General features: G+C 75.6%; 11 protein-coding genes. 4 read left to right on the forward strand and 7 right to left on the reverse strand.

What is annotated here, in order from left to right; genetic code table 11:
• The first annotated feature begins 134 nt into the window (after positions 1–134).
• From AB0N76_RS11295 to AB0N76_RS11305, 3 genes are all read left to right on the forward strand, one after another.
• Positions 135–4,109 (forward strand): tetratricopeptide repeat protein, encoded by a 3,975-nt coding sequence (locus tag AB0N76_RS11295; RefSeq protein WP_363555621.1) that lies wholly within the window; start codon positions 135–137, stop codon positions 4,107–4,109.
• Between the two features lie 54 nt (positions 4,110–4,163).
• Positions 4,164–4,550 (forward strand): hypothetical protein, encoded by a 387-nt coding sequence (locus AB0N76_RS11300; protein ID WP_363555623.1) that lies wholly within the window; start codon positions 4,164–4,166, stop codon positions 4,548–4,550.
• A 216-nt stretch (positions 4,551–4,766) separates the two neighbouring features.
• On the forward strand, positions 4,767–5,651 hold the full coding sequence (locus AB0N76_RS11305; RefSeq protein WP_363555625.1) for an alpha/beta fold hydrolase: 885 nt from the start codon (positions 4,767–4,769) through the stop codon (positions 5,649–5,651).
• A gap of 124 nt (positions 5,652–5,775) precedes the next feature.
• On the opposite strand, the gene AB0N76_RS11310 is transcribed toward AB0N76_RS11305, so the two are convergent.
• Entirely contained in the window at positions 5,776–6,108 is a 333-nt protein-coding gene (locus tag AB0N76_RS11310) for a hypothetical protein (protein ID WP_363555627.1), read from the reverse strand.
• Positions 6,109–6,240: 132 nt separating this feature from the next.
• Positions 6,241–7,383: an MFS transporter gene (locus AB0N76_RS11315; protein WP_363555629.1), complete on the reverse strand. Its 1,143-nt coding sequence runs from the start codon at positions 7,381–7,383 to the stop codon at positions 6,241–6,243.
• A 274-nt stretch (positions 7,384–7,657) separates the two neighbouring features.
• Here AB0N76_RS11315 and AB0N76_RS11320 point away from each other — a divergent pair, with 274 nt between their 5' ends.
• Positions 7,658–8,203: a YbhB/YbcL family Raf kinase inhibitor-like protein gene (locus tag AB0N76_RS11320; RefSeq protein WP_363555631.1), complete on the forward strand. Its 546-nt coding sequence runs from the start codon at positions 7,658–7,660 to the stop codon at positions 8,201–8,203.
• Between the two features lie 262 nt (positions 8,204–8,465).
• Here the strand turns inward: AB0N76_RS11320 and AB0N76_RS11325 are convergent, their stop codons facing one another.
• Genes AB0N76_RS11325 through AB0N76_RS11345 form a run of 5 tightly spaced genes read right to left on the reverse strand, consistent with a single transcriptional unit; the run spans position 8,466 to position 20,806 of the window.
• The gene (locus tag AB0N76_RS11325) at positions 8,466–8,939 is read right to left on the reverse strand and encodes a DUF3093 family protein (protein WP_363555633.1); all 474 of its coding nucleotides are present in this window, start codon (positions 8,937–8,939) and stop codon (positions 8,466–8,468) included.
• Between the two features lie 21 nt (positions 8,940–8,960).
• Positions 8,961–10,826: a hypothetical protein gene (locus AB0N76_RS11330; RefSeq protein ID WP_363555635.1), complete on the reverse strand. Its 1,866-nt coding sequence runs from the start codon at positions 10,824–10,826 to the stop codon at positions 8,961–8,963.
• The gene (locus AB0N76_RS11335; RefSeq protein WP_363555637.1) at positions 10,819–16,320 is read right to left on the reverse strand and encodes a hypothetical protein; all 5,502 of its coding nucleotides are present in this window, start codon (positions 16,318–16,320) and stop codon (positions 10,819–10,821) included. The genes AB0N76_RS11330 and AB0N76_RS11335 overlap by 8 nt, the downstream gene beginning before the upstream one ends.
• The gene (locus AB0N76_RS11340) at positions 16,242–19,619 is read right to left on the reverse strand and encodes a hypothetical protein (protein WP_363555639.1); all 3,378 of its coding nucleotides are present in this window, start codon (positions 19,617–19,619) and stop codon (positions 16,242–16,244) included. The genes AB0N76_RS11335 and AB0N76_RS11340 overlap by 79 nt, the downstream gene beginning before the upstream one ends.
• Positions 19,616–20,806, reverse strand: a complete 1,191-nt coding sequence (locus AB0N76_RS11345) for a kelch repeat-containing protein (protein WP_363555641.1) — start codon at positions 20,804–20,806, stop codon at positions 19,616–19,618. The genes AB0N76_RS11340 and AB0N76_RS11345 overlap by 4 nt, the downstream gene beginning before the upstream one ends.
• Between the last annotated feature and the right edge of the window lie 9 nt (positions 20,807–20,815).

The following is a 20,815-nucleotide window of genomic DNA, read 5'->3' on the forward strand; positions in this document are numbered from 1 at the left end:
GCCGGGAGGATCGAGCGGGTGCGGATCGTTACCCCGTCTTTGCTTCCGGGTGCCCGCACGCGGTGCCGACACCGCTACTCTGTGCTCCGCAGTGGGACGGCCGCACGGCCGCCCGGGTTCGCTGGGGGGCGGTTGTGGTCGAACGTCTGGTGCTGGACCTCCATTCCGGCGGCCGGGTGTCGGTGATGGAGTGGCCCCCGGGCGAGGCGATCCCCGCACCCCCCGTCGACGCGGGCGAGCTCCGCTGGCCGCTCGACGACCGGGACCTCGCCGACCTGCGCTGGTACCTGGAGGAGTACCTCCGGGCCCCGTTCGGCGTCTACGGCGACCGGGGCCCCGACATCGCCCGGCGCCTCCCGGAGTGGGGGGCGCGGATCTTCGCCGCCCTGTTCGGCACCGGCCCCGCCCGGGACGCCTACCTCCGCGCGCGGGCCCGCGGCGGCGGGCTGGAACTCGTCCTGCGCTCGGACAGTGCCCGGCTGCTCGCCCTCCCCTGGGAACTGATGGCCGATCCGGGCCGCCCGTCACCGCTCGCGCTGGACGGCGTGGCGGTCAGCCGCAACCTGCCGACGGCGCAGCTCGGCCGGGTGTTCCGGGTCAGCGGCTCGTGCCTGCGGGTGCTGCTGGTGATCGCCCGGCCGGCCGGTCCGGACGACGTCGGCTACCGGATGATCGCCCGGCCGCTGCTGCGCCGGCTGAAGGCGGTGCGCGGCGAGCTCGAACTGGTGGTGCTGCGCCCGCCGACGCTGGCCCGGCTCAGCGAGGTGCTGCAGGAGGCGCGGGCGGCCGGGCGGCCGTTCCAGCTGGTGCACTTCGACGGCCACGGCGTCTTCGGCACGGACACCCGGGACGACGCCCCGCTCCGGCCCGGGGTGGGCCGCCGCCCGCTGACCTTCCAGGGGCCCGGGCCGCGCGGCATGCTGGTGTTCGAGACGCCGGGCGGGGGCGCTGAGCTGGTGCCGGCCGAGCGGGTCGCCCGGGTGCTGGCCGCCGCCGAGGTGCCGCTGGTGGTCCTGAACGCCTGCCAGTCGGCCGCGCTGGCCGCCGAGGTGGAGGCGGCGGTGGCCACCCGGCTGCTCCAGGAGGGCGCGCTGGCCGTGCTCGCGATGGCGTACAGCGTCTACGCGGTGGCCGCCGCGGAGTTCATGGGCGCCTTCTACGAGCGGCTGTTCGCCGGTGACCGGGTGTCGGAGGCGGTGACGGCGGGCCGCCGGCAGCTCGCCGCGCAGGACCGGCGGCCCTCGCCCAAGGGCCGGTTACCGCTGGCCGACTGGATGGTGCCGGTCCTGTACAGCCGCAACGAGGTCGCGTTGCCCGGCCTGCGGTCCGGGACCGCTCCGGGCGCGGGCCCCGGCGAGGACGTGGACGAGGACCTGGCCGAGGACCTGGACGAGGACCTCGGCAGCAGGATCCTCGACCTCGTCGAGGCGGAGATCGTCGATCCGGACGCCCCGGACGGCCAGGACCCGGACGGCGGCCCGGACGGCCTGGCGCCGGTCGGCGAGTTCGTCGGCCGGGACGGCCTGCTGCTGAGGCTGGACGTCGGCGCCCGGCTGCGGCGCGTCGTGGTGCTGCACGGCTCCGGCGGCGTGGGCAAGACCGAACTGGCCAAGGCCTTCGGCCGCTGGTGCCGGGACACCGGCGCAGTGACCGGCCCGGACCCGGTCATCTGGCACACCTTCGAGCCCGGTGTGGCCTCGTTCGGCCTGACCGGTGTGATCGACCGCCTCGGCCGCCGGCTGTTCCCCGACGACGAACGCTTCGACCTCCTCCCCCCGGCCAAGCGCCAGGAGGCCGTCGAACGGCTGCTCGCCGCCCGCAGCCTGCTGCTGATCTGGGACAACGTCGAGTCGGTGTACTCGATGCCCGACCCGACCGGCGCCACCCCGCCGCTGGCCGAGGCCCAGCGCGCCGAACTGCGCGCCTTCCTGGAACGCGTCGCCCGGCGCGGGCGCAGCACGGTCGTCCTCACCAGCCGCACCCCCGAGGACTGGCTGGGCCCGGACCCGCTCCGGATCGAGGTCGCCGGCCTCGACCCGGAGGAGGCCGTCGAGTACGCCGAGCAGGTGCTGGCCCCCTACCCCGGCACGGCGCGCAGGCGCGAGCAGCGGGCGTTCGGCGAGCTGCTGGAATGGCTGGACGGGCACCCGCTGAGCATGCGGCTCGTCCTGCCGTCCCTCGCCATCCGCGAACCCCGGCAGGTACTCGACGCGCTGATGCGGGGTGAGGCCCGGCTGCTGGGCGACGAGCGCGAGGCGCGGGGCGCGTCGCTCGCGGCGAGCATCGCCTATTCGCTCGCCCACCTGCCGGAGGCGGACCGCCGGGCACTGGCGGCCGTCACGCTGTTCCAGGGGACGGCCGACGCCAACCTCCTCCAGCTCCTCTCCCGGCACCCGCTCACCCCCGCCCGGTTCCGGGACCGCGACGGCGAGGAGTGGCAGCGCCTGCTGCGCCGCGCGGCGGGCCTCGGCCTGCTCACCGAGTCCGCCGGGGCCGCCTTCCGGCTCCACCCGGCGCTGCCCGCGCACCTCACCGCCCGATGGCGCGCGGAGGAAGCCGACTTCGCCGAGCAGCGCGCGGCCGCCCTGCTGGCCCTGGTCGACGCCCAGGCCCACTTCTGCTCCCTGCTGCACCGCGAACTGAACGGCGGGAACACCGACTTCGCCCTGACGGCGATCGACCACCAGCGGCGGACCGTCGGCAGCCTGCTCGGCCACGCGCTGGACCACGGCCTGTGGGAGCAGGCCCTGCACATCGTCCGGCCGCTCGACGACTACTGGGACCTCCGCGGCCTGTACGCGGAGGCGCGCGGCTGGGTCGACCGGGCGCGGCTCGCGCTGGAGGGCCCCGACGGCGGCCCGCCCGGGCTGGACACCCCGGCCGGGGCGCTCTGGGTCTTCCTGGTCGGCTCCGAGGGACAGCGGCAGCTGCTGCGGGGCCGCCCGGACGAGGCCGAACGGTCCTTCCGCACCATCCACGAGGCCGTCCGGCGCCAGCCGCCCGGCCCGGAACGGCTCGCCAACCTCGCCCACTCCCAGCAGGCACTCGGCCGGGTCGCCGTGGACCGGGGCGACTGGGAGGACGCCGAGCAGTGGTACCTGCGGTCCCTGACCGTCCTGGAACAGCTCGACCGGGAGGAGCTGACCGCCGTCGCCCACCACCAGTTGGGCGTGATCGCCCACCACCGCGGCCGACTGGCGGACGCCGAACGCTGGACCCGGCAGGCGCTGGCGGTCCACGAACGCCGGGGCGGCCCGCAGCGGGCCGCCCCCGCCTACCACCAGCTCGGCCTCCTCGCCCAGGAGCAGGGGCGGTTCGAGGAGGCCGGGAACTGGTACGGGCGCGCGCTGGCGGTCGCCGAGCAACTGGGCGACCGGCCGAAGGCCGCACGGATCTACCATCAGCTCGCCACCATCGCCACCGACCTCGGGCTGCTGGCGGAGGCCGAGGAGTGGTGCAAGGAGGCGCTGGCCATCTCCGAGGAGCTGGGCAGCCGGCCCGACACGGCCCGCAGCTACCACCAGCTCGGCATGCTGGCCTCGATGCGGGACCGGTTGCGGGAGGCGGAGGCCTGGCACCGCAAGGCCCTGGAGCTCCGGCAGGACATCGGCGACCGGCACGGCACGGCGTCCAGCCACCACCAGCTCGGACTCGTCGCCTTCCAGCGGGGGGACCTCGCCGACGCCGAGAGGTGGCTCGCCCGGGCGATGACCGTCCGCGAGGAACTGGGCGATCCGGCCGGACTGTCCACCACGTACCACCAGCGCGGCGTCACGGCCCAGGCGGGTGGGCGGGCGGCGGACGCCGAGGCCTGGTACCGCAAGGCCCTGGAGGTCTCGCACCGGATCGAGGACCGGCCCGGGCTGGCCCGGACGTTCGGGCAGTTCGGGCTGCTCGCCGAGGAGCAGGGGCGTCCACGGGAGGCCCTGGAGTGGCTGGTCCGCAGCGTCACCTGCTTCGAGGAGTTCCCGCACCCGCTCGCCCGGCCCAGCGCCGTCAACCTCCGGCTGCTGACGCGCGAACTGGGGCTGCGGGCCCTGGAGCGGGCCTGGCGGTCGGTCACCGGGCGCCGTCTGCCAGGCGCCGTCCGGGACCACGTCCAGAGCTGACCGCCCGCCTCTCCGGGCTTGCCGCCCCCGCCGACCCTGCCGAGGAGAACCCGTATGACGACCGACCCGATCGAGGCGGGCGCCCGCGCGGCGGCCCTGCGCCTCACCACCCCGCGCACCCCCACCCTTACCGCCGACGTGGAGGCCGCCCTGCACGCCCGGGGCGCGTCCACCCGCCCCGACCGCTACCTCGACCCGGTCGCCCTCGGCTCACTGGTGGTCAGCGTGGCCACCCTCGCCTGGGGCGTCTACCGCGACCTCCGCCGGCAGACCCCCGAGCCCGGCCGCGAGGTGGTCACCCGCACCGTCCGGATCCGGCTGGAGCGGGCGGACACCCCGCCCCTCCCGCTCACCGCCGAGGAACGGGACCGGATCATCGAGGTCACCGTGGCCGAAACCCTCGACGCGACCCTCCCCGAGGAGGACGAGCCGGAGCCCTGACACGCCGCCGACCGACCCGACCCCGGTCGGATGCGAACGAACGGCCATCACCAACGCTCGGGCCACCCGATCGGTTACGCCCCGGTCGGCCGGCCCGGCGGCGTTCGCGGGCATCCGGAGGGTGGGTGGGCCCCCGGCCGAACCCGCGTCCGACCGACTCGTTGCCCTGCTGAACGCCGGTACGCCGAGACCGGCCGACCAGGACGGGGACCGCCAGTGCAGCAGCGGGAAGAGATCATCGGGTTCGAGTACGGCGGCTTCGGCTACCGCTGCCGGGTCGTCCACCACGAGAGCCCGTCCGTCGAACCGATCCTGATCGTCGGCGGGGTGTTCCAGGACGTGCACTCCTGGCGTTACCACGAACCCGCGCTGACCGCCGCCGCCACCCTGATCGTCCTCGAACCCCCGGGCCTCGGGTCGTCCGACCCGCTACCGCCCGAGTACGGGCTCGACTTCCTCGCGGATGCCGTCGAGCACGCCGTCGACCGGCTCGGCCACCCCGCGCTCAACGTCGTCGGGCTCTCCTACGGCGCGATGATCGTCCACCGGCTCGCCCAGCGGTCACCCGGGCGGCTGGCCCGGCTGGCCCTGTGCGGCGCGGCGGCGGAGGTACCGGCCGGCCCGCTCGCGGACCTCGCGGACGGGCTCGCGGTGATCGAGCGCGGCGAGGTCGCCCGCTTCGCCGAGTGGGCCGTCGACCTCCTCTCCCCCGTCCACCACTGGGCGGCCGACCGCCGCACCCGGCACGTCTCCCACCTGGTCAGGACCCAACTGGCCGCCTCGGACGAGCAGTCCGTCCTGCGCATCATCCAGAACTGCCGCCGGACCCGGATCAACCCCCTGATCGTGGACGCCCCCACCCCGGACATCCCGGTCCTGGTCTTCAACGGCGCCCACGACGCCGTCGCCCCACCCGACAGCGGCCGCCGCCTCGCCGAGACCTACCGCCACGGCCGGTTCGTCGCCGTCGGCGGCACCGACCACTTCATGCCCCTCCAACGCCCCCGCGCCTTCACCGAAATCCTCGACCGCCACTTCCACGACCAGCCCGTCACCGACCTCCCCTACCTCACCCACCCGGCCTCCACCTCGACCGGCTGAGCCCGCAGAATCCCGCCCCGGGCATCGCCGCGGTGCCTCGCCTGCGCCGCGGCGATGACTCCGGTCAGACTGCCGATCCGCCGCATCCCCTCGCGCGCCGCACCATGATCATCGTTCGGCGGCATCACTCACTGATCTGCGTGTGAGCCGGCCCCGAGTCATAACGGTCGAGGAACGCGTCCGCCGGGAGGTCGAGCGCATGCAGTTTGGAGAACACCTCCGTGCCCACACCCACCGCCTCGTCGCCGTCGGAGATCCGGTACGCCTCCACCATGCCCAGGACTTCGAGGCCACCCGCCCCGGCATACTCGGCCGACTCCCGCTCAGCCAGTTCGATCGCCTCGTCGAGGGAACGTGCCCGGAACAGCACGACACGCTCCTCATAGGGACGGCCTTCCGAGGTCAGCCATCGGTAAAAGGTCCTGGCGCTGTACCACGCCTTCGATTCGTGCCTCATGGTGATCGGCCGTTCCTCTCATTCCGGACCAAAATCGTTCCAAAGAAAGATCCACTTTCGCAACAAGGGCTCCGACAGCCATTTGACGCGCTGGTCCCGTGCGGTGTCTCTGGTGTCCTGTGACCCGGCCGGCTACCGCTGGGCGGGCTCTTGGGGCGGCAGGGAGAGGGAGGCGGCGCAGGCCAGGAGTACCGCTGCTCCGGCGACGCCGGTCAGCGCGGTGCGCAGGCCCGCCGCCGAGGCGGTGAGGCCGACGGCGGCCGGGCCGATCAGGAAGCCGAGGTATCCCACGGAGGCGACCACGGACACGGCGGCGGAGCGCGTCCCGGGCTGGGCCCGTGCTCCGGCGAGGGAGAGGATCGTCGGCGCGCAGACCGAGGTGCCGAGGCCCGCGACCACCAGGCCCGCCAGCATCGTCGCCGCGCCCGGTGCCAGGGCGGCGCCCAGGGTGCCGAGGGCCGCCACCGTGGCGCCCAGGACGAGCAGGCGCCGTTGCGACAGCCGGGCCGCGAGGCCATGGCCGGCCAGCCGTCCGACTGCGGCGGACGCCGCGAAGACCACCGGTCCGGCGGCGGCCGGGCCGGGGCCGAGTCCGAAGACGGAGCGCAGCATCACCGCGCTCCAGCTCTGCCAGGCGTTCTCCACCAGGAACGCGAGCGCGCACAGCCCCCCGAGCAGCAGGAGGGGCCGGCGCGCGACGCCCGGGCGGTGGCGGGGCTGCGCCGGGCGGTCCAGGTGGGCCTCCTCCCGGCGGAGGCAGATCGCCGCGGCCGCGCCGGCCAGCAGTGCGGCCGCCAGTAGGAGGACGGTGTCCGCCGCGAGTCGGTGGCCGAGGGCGAGGCCCGTCGCCAGGGCGCCGAGCAGCACCGCGGCGGAGAAGCAGGCATGGGCGGCGTTCATCAGCCGCCCGGTGCGCTGCTCCTCCTCGCTCGCCAGCGAGTTGACGGCCACGTCGACGGCCCCCGAGGCCGCGCCGAGCACCGCCAGGGCGGCCATCAGCGCCGGTGCGCCGCGGGCCAGGCCGGGCAGGACCGCAGCCACCGCCATCAGCAGCAGGCAGGCGGCGACGGCGGAGCGGCCGAACCGGTCGACGGCCGCGCCGGCCGGTCGCATCGAGCAGAGCGCGCCGATTCCGATCATCAGCACGGCGAGGCCGAGCTCGCCGTCGTCCACCCGTGCCCGCTGCCGGATCTCCGGGATCAGCGCGCCCCAGGTGCCCCAGAACACCCCGAACGCCCCGAAGCCGATCAGCACCCGTACCCGCGCCCACACCATCGAGACCAGCCCCCGTCGAGCCGTCGGATCCGCGCGAGCATTCCCCGCCCGCCGCCGCGCAACCGGCCCCGGACGCCGCGCGCGGTGGCGTGCCGGGGGCGCGCGGGTAGCCACGTCTGCGGGCCCGGGCCGCGCCCCGCTTGGGCGACGCCGGGTTGCGGCGCCGACGGCGGCGGGGCTGACTGGGCGTGCGCGGCCGCGTGGGCCGCGGACCCGTGCGCGCCGAACCGTTCCGATGGCGCGGACGCCCGCTGACGAGCCTCTGGAGACCGGTGTGTCCGTCGACCCCTACACCCGGCTTGACCCCGACCTGCCGTCCTTCGCCCTGGCGAGCCAGGACACCGCGGACGGCGCGCCCTACGCGGACCGGCACTACAGCGGCCGGTTCGGCGTCCCCGGCGGGGAGGACGCCTCGCCGCAGCTGTCCTGGTCCGGGGCTCCGGCCGGTACGAGGAGCTTCGCGGTGACCGTCATCGACCCCGACGCCCCCACCCCCAGCGGCTTCTGGCACTGGGGCCTGGTCGACCTGCCCGCCGACACCACCGCCCTGCCGACCCGGGCCGGGGACCCGGCGGCCGAGCTCCCCGGCGAGGCGTTCCAGCTCAGGAACGACGCCGGCCTCGTCGGCTACCTCGGCGCCGCCCCGGCCGCCGGCACCGGACTGCACCACTACTACACGGCCGTACACGCGCTGGACGTCGAGTCGGTCCGCGAGCTCGGCGTCGGCGAGGACTCCACCCTCGCGCTGCTGCACTTCGTCATCCGGGGCCACGTCCTGGCCCGAGCCGTCATGGCCCCGACCGGGGAACCGCGCTCGTAGCGGCCCCTCCCCGATCCGGCCGCACCAGGCCGGAGGATGGGGGCCGGCAGCCGGCCGCCGGCGCGACGACAGCACGGCGAGCTGTCCGCAGCCGAGGCGAGACGCCCCCCGGCGAGCGGGGGCCGACGCTCCCCGTCACCAAGCCGGCGGCCGGCCACGGCCGGGAGACATTTCCGACCGCGACCGATCAGGTCCGGAAGGTGTCCCGGTGGCGAGGCGGAGACAGCCCCCCCGGCGAAAGGCTCGGGCTCCCGCCCCCGGGTCAGTGGCCGGCCGCGGCCGGGGTGGCGTAGTGGTCGCGGGCTTCGGTGAGGGCGGCGGCGAGGGATTCGGGGTGGCGGGTGGAGAGGTAGACGTAGGGGCAGAGCAGGGTGGGCTCGGCGACCTCGACGCGGACGGCGTGCGGCAGGTAGCCGCGGATGAGGAGTCGGGCGCGGGGGCCGGCCAGGCGGGTGCGCCAGGCGAAGGCGGCGGGCTCGTCGAGGACCTCGACCGTGCCCGTGTGCTCGCCGCGCAGCACGATCGGGCCGGCCACCAGCACGCCGTCGCAGATCCGGATCCGGACCGCGCCGTAGCCGCGGAACGCCGGGGCCAGCACCAGCAGCAGCATCGCGCCGGCGGCCGCCGCGCACAGGTGGCCGAGCGGGAACAGGGCGGCCGTGAGCGCGGCGGCGGCCGCGAGGGCGGCCAGCCACCAGCGCAGCGGGACGGAGAGTCGTTCGTCGTAGATCACCACACCGGGGATGCTGTCACGCCGTCACCCCGCCGCCGCGGCCGGGCCACCGGGCGGGGCGGGCGGCGTGTCGACGAGGAGGTCGAAGGCCAGGCCGCTGGAGCCCTCGCCGCGGCCGGCGCCCCGGGCGGCGCTGAGCCAGACGCAGACCCTCCCATCGCGCCAGCGGGTGCGGTTGTAGGCGACGGAGAGCCGGGTGCCGGACTGCGGGACCTCCTCCTCGTTGACGAAGTACCCGCGTGGGACGGCGGCGTCGAGGCCCTCGCGGAGCAGCGAGGTGCGGGGCTGGACGGGTGGCAGGACGCCGACGACGTTCGGCATCGCCGCCCGCTGGAGCTGGATGCTGCGGTTGTCGCCGGGGACGTGGACGGGGATGAACGGGATCCAGTGCTCGGGGACGGAGTTCATCGCCCGGTAGCCGATCGCGGCGAGCGGCCCGTCGGGGGCGGCGGGCGGGTGCCGTTGCAGGTGCCGGGCCTGGATCTCGGCGGCGACCTCGCTGCCCCGGCGGCCGTCGCCGGTGGGGAGGCGGACGGTGCGTTCGATGCCCCAGACGAGGTTGGCGTTCTCGTCGCGGATCAGGGACACCTCCTCCAGGAGCGGCCCGTCGGCGACCTTGGGCACGCTCGGCGGCAGGAGCAGCCGGGTGTCGGCGGGCACGTCCTCGTCGCCGAGGGTGTCGAGGGTGAACATCGACCAGCGCTGCCAGTCCTCGTCCCGGCCGGTGCCGGCGGGGGTGATCCACAGCCGCTGGCCGAACACGTCGGTGACGGCGAGGCCCTGGATGGTGGCGAGGGTGCCGACGGGCAGGTCGCACGGGAGCTGGTACCAGTCGTTGCTGTAGACCAGCGCGAACTCCAGGAAGACCAGCCGGGCGAGGTCGGTGCTGTCGGGGGCGACGGCGGCGAAGTTGGTGCGGCCGTCCTCGATCGCCCACCAGCGCGGCAGCGGCATGCCGGAGAAGCGGACGGGGGCGGGGAAGACGGTGCGGTTGATCGGGGGCGGGGCCGGGGCGGTGCCGCCGACGGGGTTCTCGGGGTCGATTGAGAAGGCGTGCCAGTCGAGTTCGCCGCCGGGGTACTCGGGCGCGGTGAGGACGGTCTCGCGGCCGTCGGGGGCGGTGGTCGCCACCGAGAAGCGGTGTTCGAGGCGGCGCGGGTCCCAGGTGGCGTCACCGGCCGGCTGGTCGATCAGATCGTCGAACCAGGCGACCAGTTTCGCGCCGAGGCCGTCCAGTGCCGGGTAGTGGACGTGGAGCAGGTCGTCGATGCCGTCGGAGGCCCGGCCGCCGTCCTTGATGTGGCGGTAGAGCAGGTAGCCGTCCATCCGGCGGCCGGCGACGGCCTGCAGGGTGGCCCAGACCTCGGCGTGGGCCACCCTGGGGGCGTCGGTGTCCCGTTCGGGGTCGGGCAGGGCGATCGGGTAGCGCCGGAGGTACTGGCCGCGGAAGTCGAAGACCAGGTCGCCGAGGGTGGGGTCGCGGGCGAGCAGCTTGAACCAGCGGCGGCCGATGGCCAGCCGCAGGTCGAAGGCGATCGGGTCGGCGCCGAGGACGAACGGCAGCGGGCGCCGTTCGGCGACGGCCTCCAGCGGGCGGTCGGGCGGCAGCGGCTTCGCCCCGCCGCCGGTGGTGGCGGGCCGGAACCGGCTGGGCGGGGCCCCGGCGACGGAGTAGGTGGCGGTGACGGGTGAGCCGGCGTCGGTGCCGCGGAACTCGCCGAGCTGCCACTGCCGGGTGAGCAGCCAGAGCGGGTCACGGATCTCGGCGCGCAGGGCGCGGTCGAAGTCGGTGGTGCGCGGGCGGCCCTCCAGCCGGTTCCAGACCCCGACGGCCGCGGGTTCGCGGTCCGCGATCGCCTTGGCGAGGTCGTCGATGCGGGGCTCAGTCATGGGCGGCCTTCCAGCGCTGGTTGGCGACGGCGAGATCGGTGGAGATGGTGATCGGCTGCCGGGTCGCGGACAGGACGGTGGCCGGGAGCAGTTGGGCGTAGGCGGTGTCGTCGAGGTGGGCGGGTTCGACCGCCCGCGCCTTGGCGAGGTCGAAGGTCTCCTCGACGGCGGCGAGCAGGTCGTCGGTGTTCCAGGCGCCGGTGCGGGTGGGCGGGACGACGAGCAGCATCGTCTGGGGCGGTTCGGAGTCCGGCCCGTCGTAGTGGACGGCGATGCCGGTGGTCTCGCGTTCGGCCGGGATGACCTCGGTCCATTCGTCGAACAGCAGGCCGGCCTGGGTGGTGACGGGGCCGAGCAGCGGGTCGGGCGCGTAGTGGGCGGTGAACAGCAGTTTGTCCTCGGTGATGGCGGTGCCGGGCCGGAACTCCATGCCGAGCCAGTGGTCCTCGGGCCGGTAGGGCAGCTGGACGGGGACGAGCTGCGGGTCCCGGCCGGGGAGCAGCTCGCCGAGGAGTCCGCCGGGGCCGCGCAGGGCGTCGCTCAGCAGGACGGTCTGCTCCCAGCGGCGCGGCTGCTCGCGGACCCGGGCGATGCCGTGGGCCCAGTCGTCGACCGGGAAGTCCCGGGAGAACGGCGGCTGGGTGAGGTGCCGGACCAGGGCGGCGCTGTCGTCTCGGGCCTTCTTCCAGTCGGCGGCGAGCTGGGCGTCGGGGGTGAACTCGGGGACGGCGAGGACGTCCTCGCCGAGGAGTGCCTTGAGGACGGCGAGCGCGGCCTCGACCCGGTCGGGGCCGGGGGCGGCGGCGTCGTGGTCCCGCAGCGCGCGGCCGGCGGTTTCGAGCCGCCTGTCGATCTCGGCGCTCAGGGCCTCGGCGCGGTCCAGCAGGTCGCGGCCGAAGGCGATCACCCGGTCCTGGTAGGGCTTGAGGTCGAGGCCGGTGGGGTCGTAGTCGGTGAGCGGGAGCTTGCCGGCGACCTCGGCGAGCAGCCCGCTGAGGGTGGTGCGGGTGGTGGTGGCCTCGGCCTTGAGGGCTTGCAGCCGGGCGTCGAAGGCCTGGCGCCGGTTCAGGACGACGGCCCGGAAGGTGGCGGGGCGGCTGGGCAGCGGCGTGGTGGGCTTGGTGGCGATGAGGCGTTCGGCCTGCTGGAGCAGGTGGAAGCGCTCGGCGTCGGAGGTCCCGGCGGGGAGGGCGTTGTAGGCGGCGAGCAGCGCGTCGGCCTGGGCGAGGGCGCGGCCCATCCGCTGGGCGGTCTCGGCCACGGCGGCCAGGACGTCGGTGAAGACGCCGCGCCGCCACTGGGCGAGTTCGCCCCAGCCGCTGCGGACCATGCCGAAGCCGGCGGCCGTGGTGACCAGGCCGGCGTAGCCGGTGAGCAGGGTGTCGATCCGGGCGAGCAGGTCGGCGCGGCGGGGGTCGGCGCCGGGCGGGTAGAGCGGGCGGAGGGCGGCGAGGTAGTCGGCGAGGGCGCGGCCCAGGCCGTCCAGCGCGTCGTGGACGGCGACCGGGCGGTCCCGGGGCAGCGAGACGGCGGCGTCGGCGGCCCGGTCGACGGGGGTGGCGCCGGCGGCGGGCACCAGGTCGCTGGGGCGCAGCGGGCGGGCGGTGGTGAGCAGGCTGCGCAGGGCGGCGACCAGCGGGGAGAGCTCGAAGAAGGTGGTCTTCCCGGCCACCCGTTCGGTGTAGCGGATGGTGAGTTCGGCGTCCGGGCGGGGGTCGTCCTTGGCGAGGACGACGCCGGTGATCCGGTCGTCGAGGTCGGTCATGGCGCCCTCCCCCACCGGGCGCAGGGCCCAGAGCAGATCGATCGGCTGGAGGCCGGTGTCGGCCTGGCTGACGGCGCGGGCGCGCGGTCGGCCGCTGACCGGGTCGGTCCAGGTGACCTGGGCGACCACGGAGGCGGGTGGCGGGAGGAGGCTCGGCAGCCAGTCGTTGACGGCGGGTTCGGCCTGGGCCCGCGGGTTGTTGTGGCTGAACGGGGGCGCGCCGTTGTCGGGTTTGAGGCCCGGGGTGAGGCGCAGGCCGAACCGGTGGGTGAGGGTGGTGCCGCTGCGCGGGGTGTGGATCACGGCCGGTTCGGGCGGCAGGCCCTCCTTGGCGTAGGCGTCCAGGGTCGCGGAGGCGCGTTCGGTGTTGCCGAGCAGGGCTTGGTGGGTGCCTTCGGCGACGGCGAGGTCGGCCAGCGCGTCGTGGATGTCGAGCAGGCCCCGGACGGCCCGGTTGACGACCGTCCGCTGGTCGTCGCCGGCGGCGGGCAGGGCGGTGCCGAGGCCGAAGGGGTAGGTGTCCGGGACGTCGGTGCGGGTGATGTGCCGGACGAGGGCGAGGCCGTCGACGACGTTGCGGGCCTCGATCTGTTCGATGGCGAGGGGCTTCGCGGGGTCGGGCCGGTCGGCCTGGTGCGGGACGGTCTGGGCGATCCGCCCGGCGCGCAGCGGGAAGACCAGCCGCAGGGCGGAGATGAGGATGTCGACCTCGGCCCGTTCGTGGGCGTCGTGCAGGGCGCGTTCGAGGCGGTAGCCGAGCAGGGCGCCGAGGGACTGGCCCTGGCGCATGCCGTCGAGGATGCCGAGCGCGGTGCGGACCCGGGCGGAGCTGAGGTTGACGGCGAAGGAGCCGGGGTTCTGCTTGGAGCCGTTGGCGAGGTAGCCGGCCCGCAGGACGGCGGCCGTGCGGGCCTGGGCGGGTGACGGGGCGTGCAGGTGGCCGCCGTTGTCGGCGTCGTGCAGCAGCGGTGTGGTGCCCTTGAAGACCTCGGCGAGCGGGGCGGGCGGGGTGACGGTGGTGAGCTTGCGGGTGTCGCGGGGGCGGATGTCCTCCAGTCGCCCGTAGGCGCCGAGGTGGAGGCCGCGGCTGGCGGGGGCGGTGCCGGCCGGGCCGTAGCGGAGTTCGGCGAGGCGTTCGTTGGCCAGGCCGAGCCGCCAGGCGTCGAGCCGGTAGGTGGCGCAGTCGAGGTGTTCGGCGAGGAGGCGCTCCAGCCGGGCGGTGGGCAGGTCGGCGAGCGTGTCCAGGGCCTCGGCCTGCTCGGCGAGGCGGGCGGTGGCGGGGTCGGCGGGCTGGGCGGCGAGCGCCCGCGGGATGTGGTCGACGACCAGTCGGCGCGGGTCGCCGGTGATCGCGGGAGAGGGCGAGTAGAGCCGTCGGAAGCGGCTCTCGCTCGGGATGCTCTGGCCCTGGGCCGGGAGCCGGACGTGGATGAACGCCGGGTCGGTGGCGGCGATCTCGGCCGGGGTCGCGATGCCCCGGGCGATGGCGAGTTCGGTGGCGGCGTCGGCCCAGCCGAGCAGCAGGGCGTGCCGCAGCAGCAGGTAGAGCAGGGCGGCGGGCCGGTCGTCGGCCGGGAAGCCGGACTCGGTGCGGACGGCCTCCAGGTCGGTGCGCGCGTGGGCGGCGAGCCAGCGCAGGTAGCCGGCGCCGGCGGTGGTGTAGGGGCGGACGGGCGCGGTCTCGGAGAGCGGGCGGTCGTCGACGAGCGGGGCCAGCAGCGGGTGCTGGACGTCGGTGAACAGCCGGCGGACGAGGTCCGGGTCCCGGCTGGTGCCGGGTCCGGTGTCGGGGTAGCCGAGCCGGGTGAGCAGGGCGCGGATCGGGCCGGGCATGTCGAGGCGTTCCAGGGCGGGGAGGACGGCGGAGCCGCGGGCGCCGAGGTTCTCCCGGTTGAAGATGTCCTCGACGCTCTGGGCGTAGCGCTGGTGGTACTCGGCGGAGGTGGGGTGCAGGGCGAGGATGTCCAGCAGGTGCTGGTGCGCGTCGGTGACCTCGCCGCCGAGGTGGGAGACCTTGCGGGCGGCGGCCTGCCAGTCCGCGGCCATCACGGTGAGCACGTGGTGCAGGGCACGGCGGTGCGCGACGGGCGGGCCCTCGGCGACGGCCGACGGGCCGGTGCCGGTGGGGCCGGTGCCGGTGGCGGGGTTGGGGTCGGGCCAGCTGAGCCGGCTGAACGCGGTGGTCGGCAGGATCCCGTACGGCTGGCGGCCGATCCGGACCGCCGGGAGCGGGCCGCGGCCGGAGACGTGCCGGACGAAGAACCGCCGGGTCTGCTCGACGGCCTCCCGGTCGAACACCGGGTGGAGCATGGTCTGGAGGTGGTAGCCCCAGGTGGCGGGCCACAGGGCGGTGTTGGCGGCGCGGGCCTCGCGCTGGTCGGTGGCGTCGGCGTGCGCCAGGCCGACCAGCGCGGCCGGGTCGAGACCGAGCAGTTCGGCGAACCACTGACCGTCGGTGCGCCCGCCCGCCCCAGTCGGGGTGGCCTGGCGGGCGGCGGCGGACTGCGGGCCGGTGGCGGTCCCGGCCCCGGCGGCCGGGCCGGCCGGAGCCTGCTCGGTGTTGTTGGTGGGCGTGCCCTGGGGCAGCAGGCCGAGCCCGGCGGGGCTGCGGAGCTGCCGGGTGAGCAGGTCGGTCAGGTCGGTGGCGGTCTGTTCGGCGGTGGGCCGGCGGCGCAGGCCGAGGACCACCAGGCGGTCGAGGCCCTCGGCCAGGGCCGCGGTGCGCGGGATCCGGATGCCCATCCCGTCGGTCACCGCGCGCCCGAACTCGGTGAGCCACTTCAGGTCGTCGAGGATGTGCAGCACACCGGTGGTCTCGTCGACCTTGATGCGGTCGGTGGCGCTCGGGTCGGGGCTGACCGCCAGGGTCACGGGGACGGGCTCGCCCTCCAGGTCGAAGACCTTGCGGCCGCCGGCCCAGCCGAGGAAGCGGAACCGGTCGGGCAGCAGGGTGGCCCGGGCGGCGGTGGTCCAGGACTGCGGGGCGATGCCGGCCGCGGGCGGGCGCGGGACGACCAGGAAGGCGAGTCGGACGTCGGTGCCGGCGGTGGTCGGGGCCGCCTCGATGCCGGCCGGGCGGCGGGCGCGGATCGCCGCGGCCCGGGCCGGGCCGACGGCGGCGAGCAGCGCGACCTCGGCCGCGCCCAGCCCGGCCCGGTCGCCGTGGGCCCGCCAGACGACGCTCCAGTAGTCGACGGTGGGCTGGCGGTCGGCCGTAGGCAGGGCGGCGGCGCTCAGGACGACGAGGACGGTGGTGCCGGCCGGGACGTTCGTCGGTCGGTCGGCGGGGTTCTCCGGCTGGTGCTCGCCGAGCAGCCAGGTGGCCCGGCCCGCCGCGATCCGGCCGGTCAGCTCGCGCCAGGCGGCCTGCTCGCCGACGGCGGCGCCGCCGGTGCGCCACAGCGCCGTCCAGTAGGCGTCGAGCGCGCCGAGCTCGGCCTCGCTCGGCCGGGGCTCGAAGGCGTCGACCGACCACTCGTCGGGGAAGACCCGGATCAGCAGCTCGGCCTCGGTGAACCGGGTCTCCAGCCGGACCGGGCCGAGCAGGACCGGGTAGTCGTCGCTCAACGGGGCGTCGGCCGCGGCCGCCTGGGCCGGGATGGCCTTCGCTGGGGTGGCCTTCGCTGGGGTGGCCTGCGCCGGGGGCGCGGTCACGGCGTCGTCGGCGGCGTCGTCGGCGGCGTCGTCGGTGGCGTGGTCGGCGGGGTGGTCGGTGGCGTTGTCGGCCATACCGGGAGCATCTCCTGTGCGTGGACGGCGACCAGGACCGGTGCCTGGAAGAGGATGTAGGCGATGTCGGCCGAGCCGAGCCGGGCGTCCCAGGGCGGCAGCTGGGCGTCCTCCAGGCGCTGGGTCTGCTTCTCCTGGTCGTCCTCGGAGCCGTCGAACCCGGCGAGCCGCACGTGCGTGGAGTCGCCGAACTCGATGAAGCCGAGGTGGTCGGGGTCGACGTGCTGCCAGCTGAGGTCGTTCCACACCTCGACCGGCGGCAGCGGTCCCTCGGGCTCGTCGACGCCGAACCGCGGTTCGCCGGGGCGCTCCTTGATGACGAAGAACCAGCCGAGGTCACCGGGCGGCTTGCCGCGGGCCTCAGCGGCGTCGAGGTCGAAGCCGAGCAGGTAGATGTCCGGCTCCACCTTGGCCTCGTAGAGCGGCAACCTGACCAGGTCCGGGCCCGGGTGGTCCTCGTCGGGCAGCGGCGCGGGCACGCGCTCCCCGGTGGTGACCGGGTTGCCGTCGTCGTCCAGCGGCCAGGCGGCGCGGTGCGCGTAGACCGCGGCGTTCGGGTACTTCTTGAGGAGCTCGCCGCGGATGACGAGGATCAGGTCCTCCTTCTGGTGGGTGCTCGGGCGCTGCCGGTTGTCGTTCTGACCGAGCAGGGCGGCCGGGCCCCAGGTGTGCACCGGCTGGATGTCGTAGAGCCGCTCACGCCGCTGCCCGGGCGTCTCACCGGGCCGGGAGAGGACGGCGCGCGGGTCCCAGAACTGGCGGAACGGGGTGCCCCGCTGGTCGGTCGGGTACTCGCGCCAGAGCAGCTCCCGGGCCATCTCGTGGTTGAGGCCGACGAGGAAGGCCTCGATGAAGCGGCGGTTGTTGGCGAGCAGGGTGATCGAGTTGGCCGGGACCAGGCCGAGGTTGGGGGCGAAAACGTCCACCGACAGGTCGAGCAGCGACTGGTACATCGGCAGGTCGATCACCGGATAGGCCATCGCCTCGATGAACTGCTCGGCGAACGGCCGCAGCCGCTCGGGCAGGTCGACGGTGCCGAGCAGGCTCCTCGGCACGGTGGTGTCCGAGCGCAGGCGCTCCAGCACGGCGCCGGTGGTGGCGGTCACGCCGAGCGGGTCCCGGGGAGCGGGCCGGCCGACGGTCGCGGCCGACGCCCAGCCCGCGTGGAGCTCGGACAGCGCGGCCTTGAACCGCTCGGCCTCCTTGCTGTCCTCCTCCCCACCGGTGCTCGGCGGGACGGGGTCGCCGAGTTCCTTGATCACGAAGTCGCGGCTCTTCGGCAGCGAGCCGACCGGGTCGGTGGGGTCCGACGCGTCGACATCCGCCGGATCGGCCAGGCCGATCACCGGGTGGAGTTCCCGGTCGAGCCGGGCCGGGGTGATCAGGGCGGCGGGCCTGGTCTTGGGCGGGGCGGCGGTGACCGCGCCGGTGGGGGCGTCCATCCGGGGCAGCAGCGCCTCGCGCGGCTTGTCCGCCGGGAAGGTCAGCCCGCGGATCAGCCGTGAGCCGGGCCGGGTGATCCGCCGCATCGGGGCCGACAGCGGGGCCGCCGCGATCTGGCTGCCCGCGACCCGGAAACCGACCGCGAGGTCCTCGGTGACCGTCCCGGCGGCCAGGCCCGCCCGGAGGACGGTCACCGGGGCGGGGGCGGTGACGCGCGGGTGCGCCGGGGCGGTGAGGGCCAGGTACTTGCCGGTGGGCGGCGGGGGCGGCGGGGTCGGGGGCTCCGCACCCGTCGCGGCGGCGGGCCCCGCGATCGGTCCGGTGGGCGGCGGCGTGGTCGGCGGGGCGGGCGGCGCCAGGTGCTTGGCGTGGATCCGGTGCCCGACCTCGCGGGCCAACTGGGCCTCGCGGATCCTGGCGTTGGCCTTCAGCACGTCGCCGATCTGGGTCCAGGCGGCGTCCATGAACTCGTCCTGGCGGGCCTGGACCACCTGGGTGCCGAAGTTGGCGGCGACCCGGTAGCGCGGATCGAGGTTGAGCCGGTGCACCCAGTTCCGATTGGCCGGCGAGGGGACCGGATGGCCGTCGGCGTCGCTCAGCAGCCGGTTGGTGAGGGCGTGCCAGCGCCCGTACAGCGGGGGCGTGATGACCGGGTCGACGCCCGCCGACAGCGCCTGGGCCTGCTCGGCGGGCAGCGCGGCGTGGGCCGCCGCCGGGGTGTGCTGCTGGTACGCCTCGGCCAGGTTGACCAGTCGGGCGAGCGCCTCCTGGAAGGGGTGCGGGTAGGGTACGGCCGGCGGGTCCTCGCCGTACCAGTTGTCCCAGTTCTCCCACGCGTCGACGGGCTGTTCGGGCAGCTGGAGCGCCCCGCCGAGCTTCAGGACGCCGCCGATCGCGGCCGGGCTGGTGATGCCCGGCAGGCCCGGACCGGCCGACCGGTGGACGTCGAGGTCTCGGCGGCCGACCCGGGGATCGGGGCGGCGCGGCGTCAGCATCCGGACCAGGTACTCGAAGTCGCCGGTGGAGCCGGTGGTGAAGGACCAGCGGTGGTAGTACGGCAGCTCTCCGGCGCCCTTGCGGCCGTCGTAGTCCGGGCCCCAGCTGGAGTACAGCGCCCCGGGTGCCGCGCCCGGTTCGAAGCCGCGCCCGGCCAGCCGCCCGGTCTCGAAGGCCGGGACCAGGAAGGCCTCGTACGTCCGGTCGTGGCTCAGGTGGCGCGGGCAGACCAGCCGGGAGCAGGCCCGGTCGGGGTCGGTCCGCAGGATCTCGGCGAGGGTGTGCAGCACCTGGTCCTCGGGGCCGGTGAGGTCCCGCTGGACGGGGTCGTCGATCGAGCCGTGGACGTGGACGTGCGCCCAGGCGCCGAGCTGGGCGGCCGGCGGCAGCGCGCGCTGGTCCTTGACGGTGATGAACGGGAGCGGCCCGCCGCCGCTGCCCTCCTCGAACTCGACCTGTCCGCCCGCCGGGTCGGCCCGCGCCGCCAGCACGATCAGCGCGAGCCAGGGCGCGAGCCGCCCGGTGCCCGCCTCCGGTCCGGCCGGGCTGTACCGCCAGGGGAAGTCCTCGTCGTAGAACTCGATGTGGGCCAGGTAGTTGGGCTCGACGTTGGTGGTGCCGGGGCGCGGTTCCAGCCGGGAGATCGCCCGGCTGTCGACCCCGAGGATGTCGCCCGGCCCGTAGAGCTGGACCGGCCGTTCGACGAATTGGGGCGCGAGCGGGCCGCCGGTCAGGGACTCGCCGCTGAGCTTGAGCCTGACCTGGATCGTGGCCCGGCTGGCGGTGCCCGGGTCGCCGGTGATCCGGGTGGCGATGCCGGAGCGCAGCCAGGGCAGGAAGGAGTAGCTGTTGGCGGTCATGCCCCGCTCCCGTCGTAGAGCTCGGTGGCGGCGGTGAGTTCGGTGGCCGTCGGATCGGCCGCGGCGAGGCCGGAGCGGGCGGCGCCGCCGGTGACCAGGACCTTGCCGCCGGGCAGCACGGCGGCGGCGAAGGCCCAGCGCCCGGTGGTCAGGCCGGGGGTGGCCGTCCAGCTGTCGGCGGCGTCGTCGTAGCGGGCGGTGCTGCGGTAGCCGGCTTCGTCGGTGTCGCTGCCGGTGCCGCCGATGACCAGGACCTTTCCGGTGCCGAGCGGGACGGCGCGGTGGGCGGCGCGACCGGCGGAGAGCTCCTTGGCGGCCGTCCAGGTGCCGGTGGCGAGGTCGTAGCGCTCGGTGGTGCGGCGGGCGAGCGGGTCGAAGGTGCCGTCGTCGGCCGCCGCGGGGGCCCGGCCGCCGGTCACCAGGACCGTGCTGTCGGAGAGCGCGGTGGCCTGGTGGAGTGCGCGCGGCCGCAGCAGGCTGCCGGTCGGTGTCCAGCTGTTGCGGTCCTGGTCGTAGAGCTCGCAGAAGGCGGTCGCGGCGTCCTGGCCGGTGCCGACCGGGACGGTGCCGCCGACGAGGAGGACCTTGCCGCCCTTGAGCAGCACGGCGGGGTGGCCGCTGCGGGCGTCGGTCATCTCGCCGGCCGAGGTCCAGCGGGCGGCGTCGGTGGTGGCGACCGGGTCGAACAGCTCGGCCGAGCGCAGGGCCTTGGTCGTCCCGCCGGACCGGACGGCGGTGCCGCCGGCGATCAGGACCTTGCCGTTCGGGAGTTGGACGGCGCTGTGGCCCCAGCGGGCCTGGCTCATCGAACCGGCGGACGCCCAGGTGTCGGTCGCCGGGTCGTAGAGCTCGGCGGTGGCCAGACCGGGCGCGGTGGGGCCGCCGATGCCCCCGGTGACGAGGACCCGGCCGTCGGCGAGGCCGGTGACGGTGTGCAGCCGCCGGGGGGCGGGCTGGGTGGCGGTGGGCTTCCAGGTGTCGTCGGCCGGGTTGTAGACCAGCGCCTGGCCGAGCGAGGCTCCGGCGGCGTCGGCGCCGCCGACGACCAGGACCTTGCCGGTGCCCTTGAGCACCACCGGGCCGTCGTGCTGCCCGGACCAGGCGGTCGGCCGGACGAGGTCGTGCGCGGGCGTCCAGGTCGCTGCGGCCGCCACGCTGGGGCCGGTCAGGGCGGTGGGAGTGGTCATCGCGGCGGG

Source organism: Kitasatospora sp. NPDC093806 (genome assembly GCF_040683335.1).
Classification (GTDB): Bacteria; Actinomycetota; Actinomycetes; order Streptomycetales; family Streptomycetaceae; genus Kitasatospora.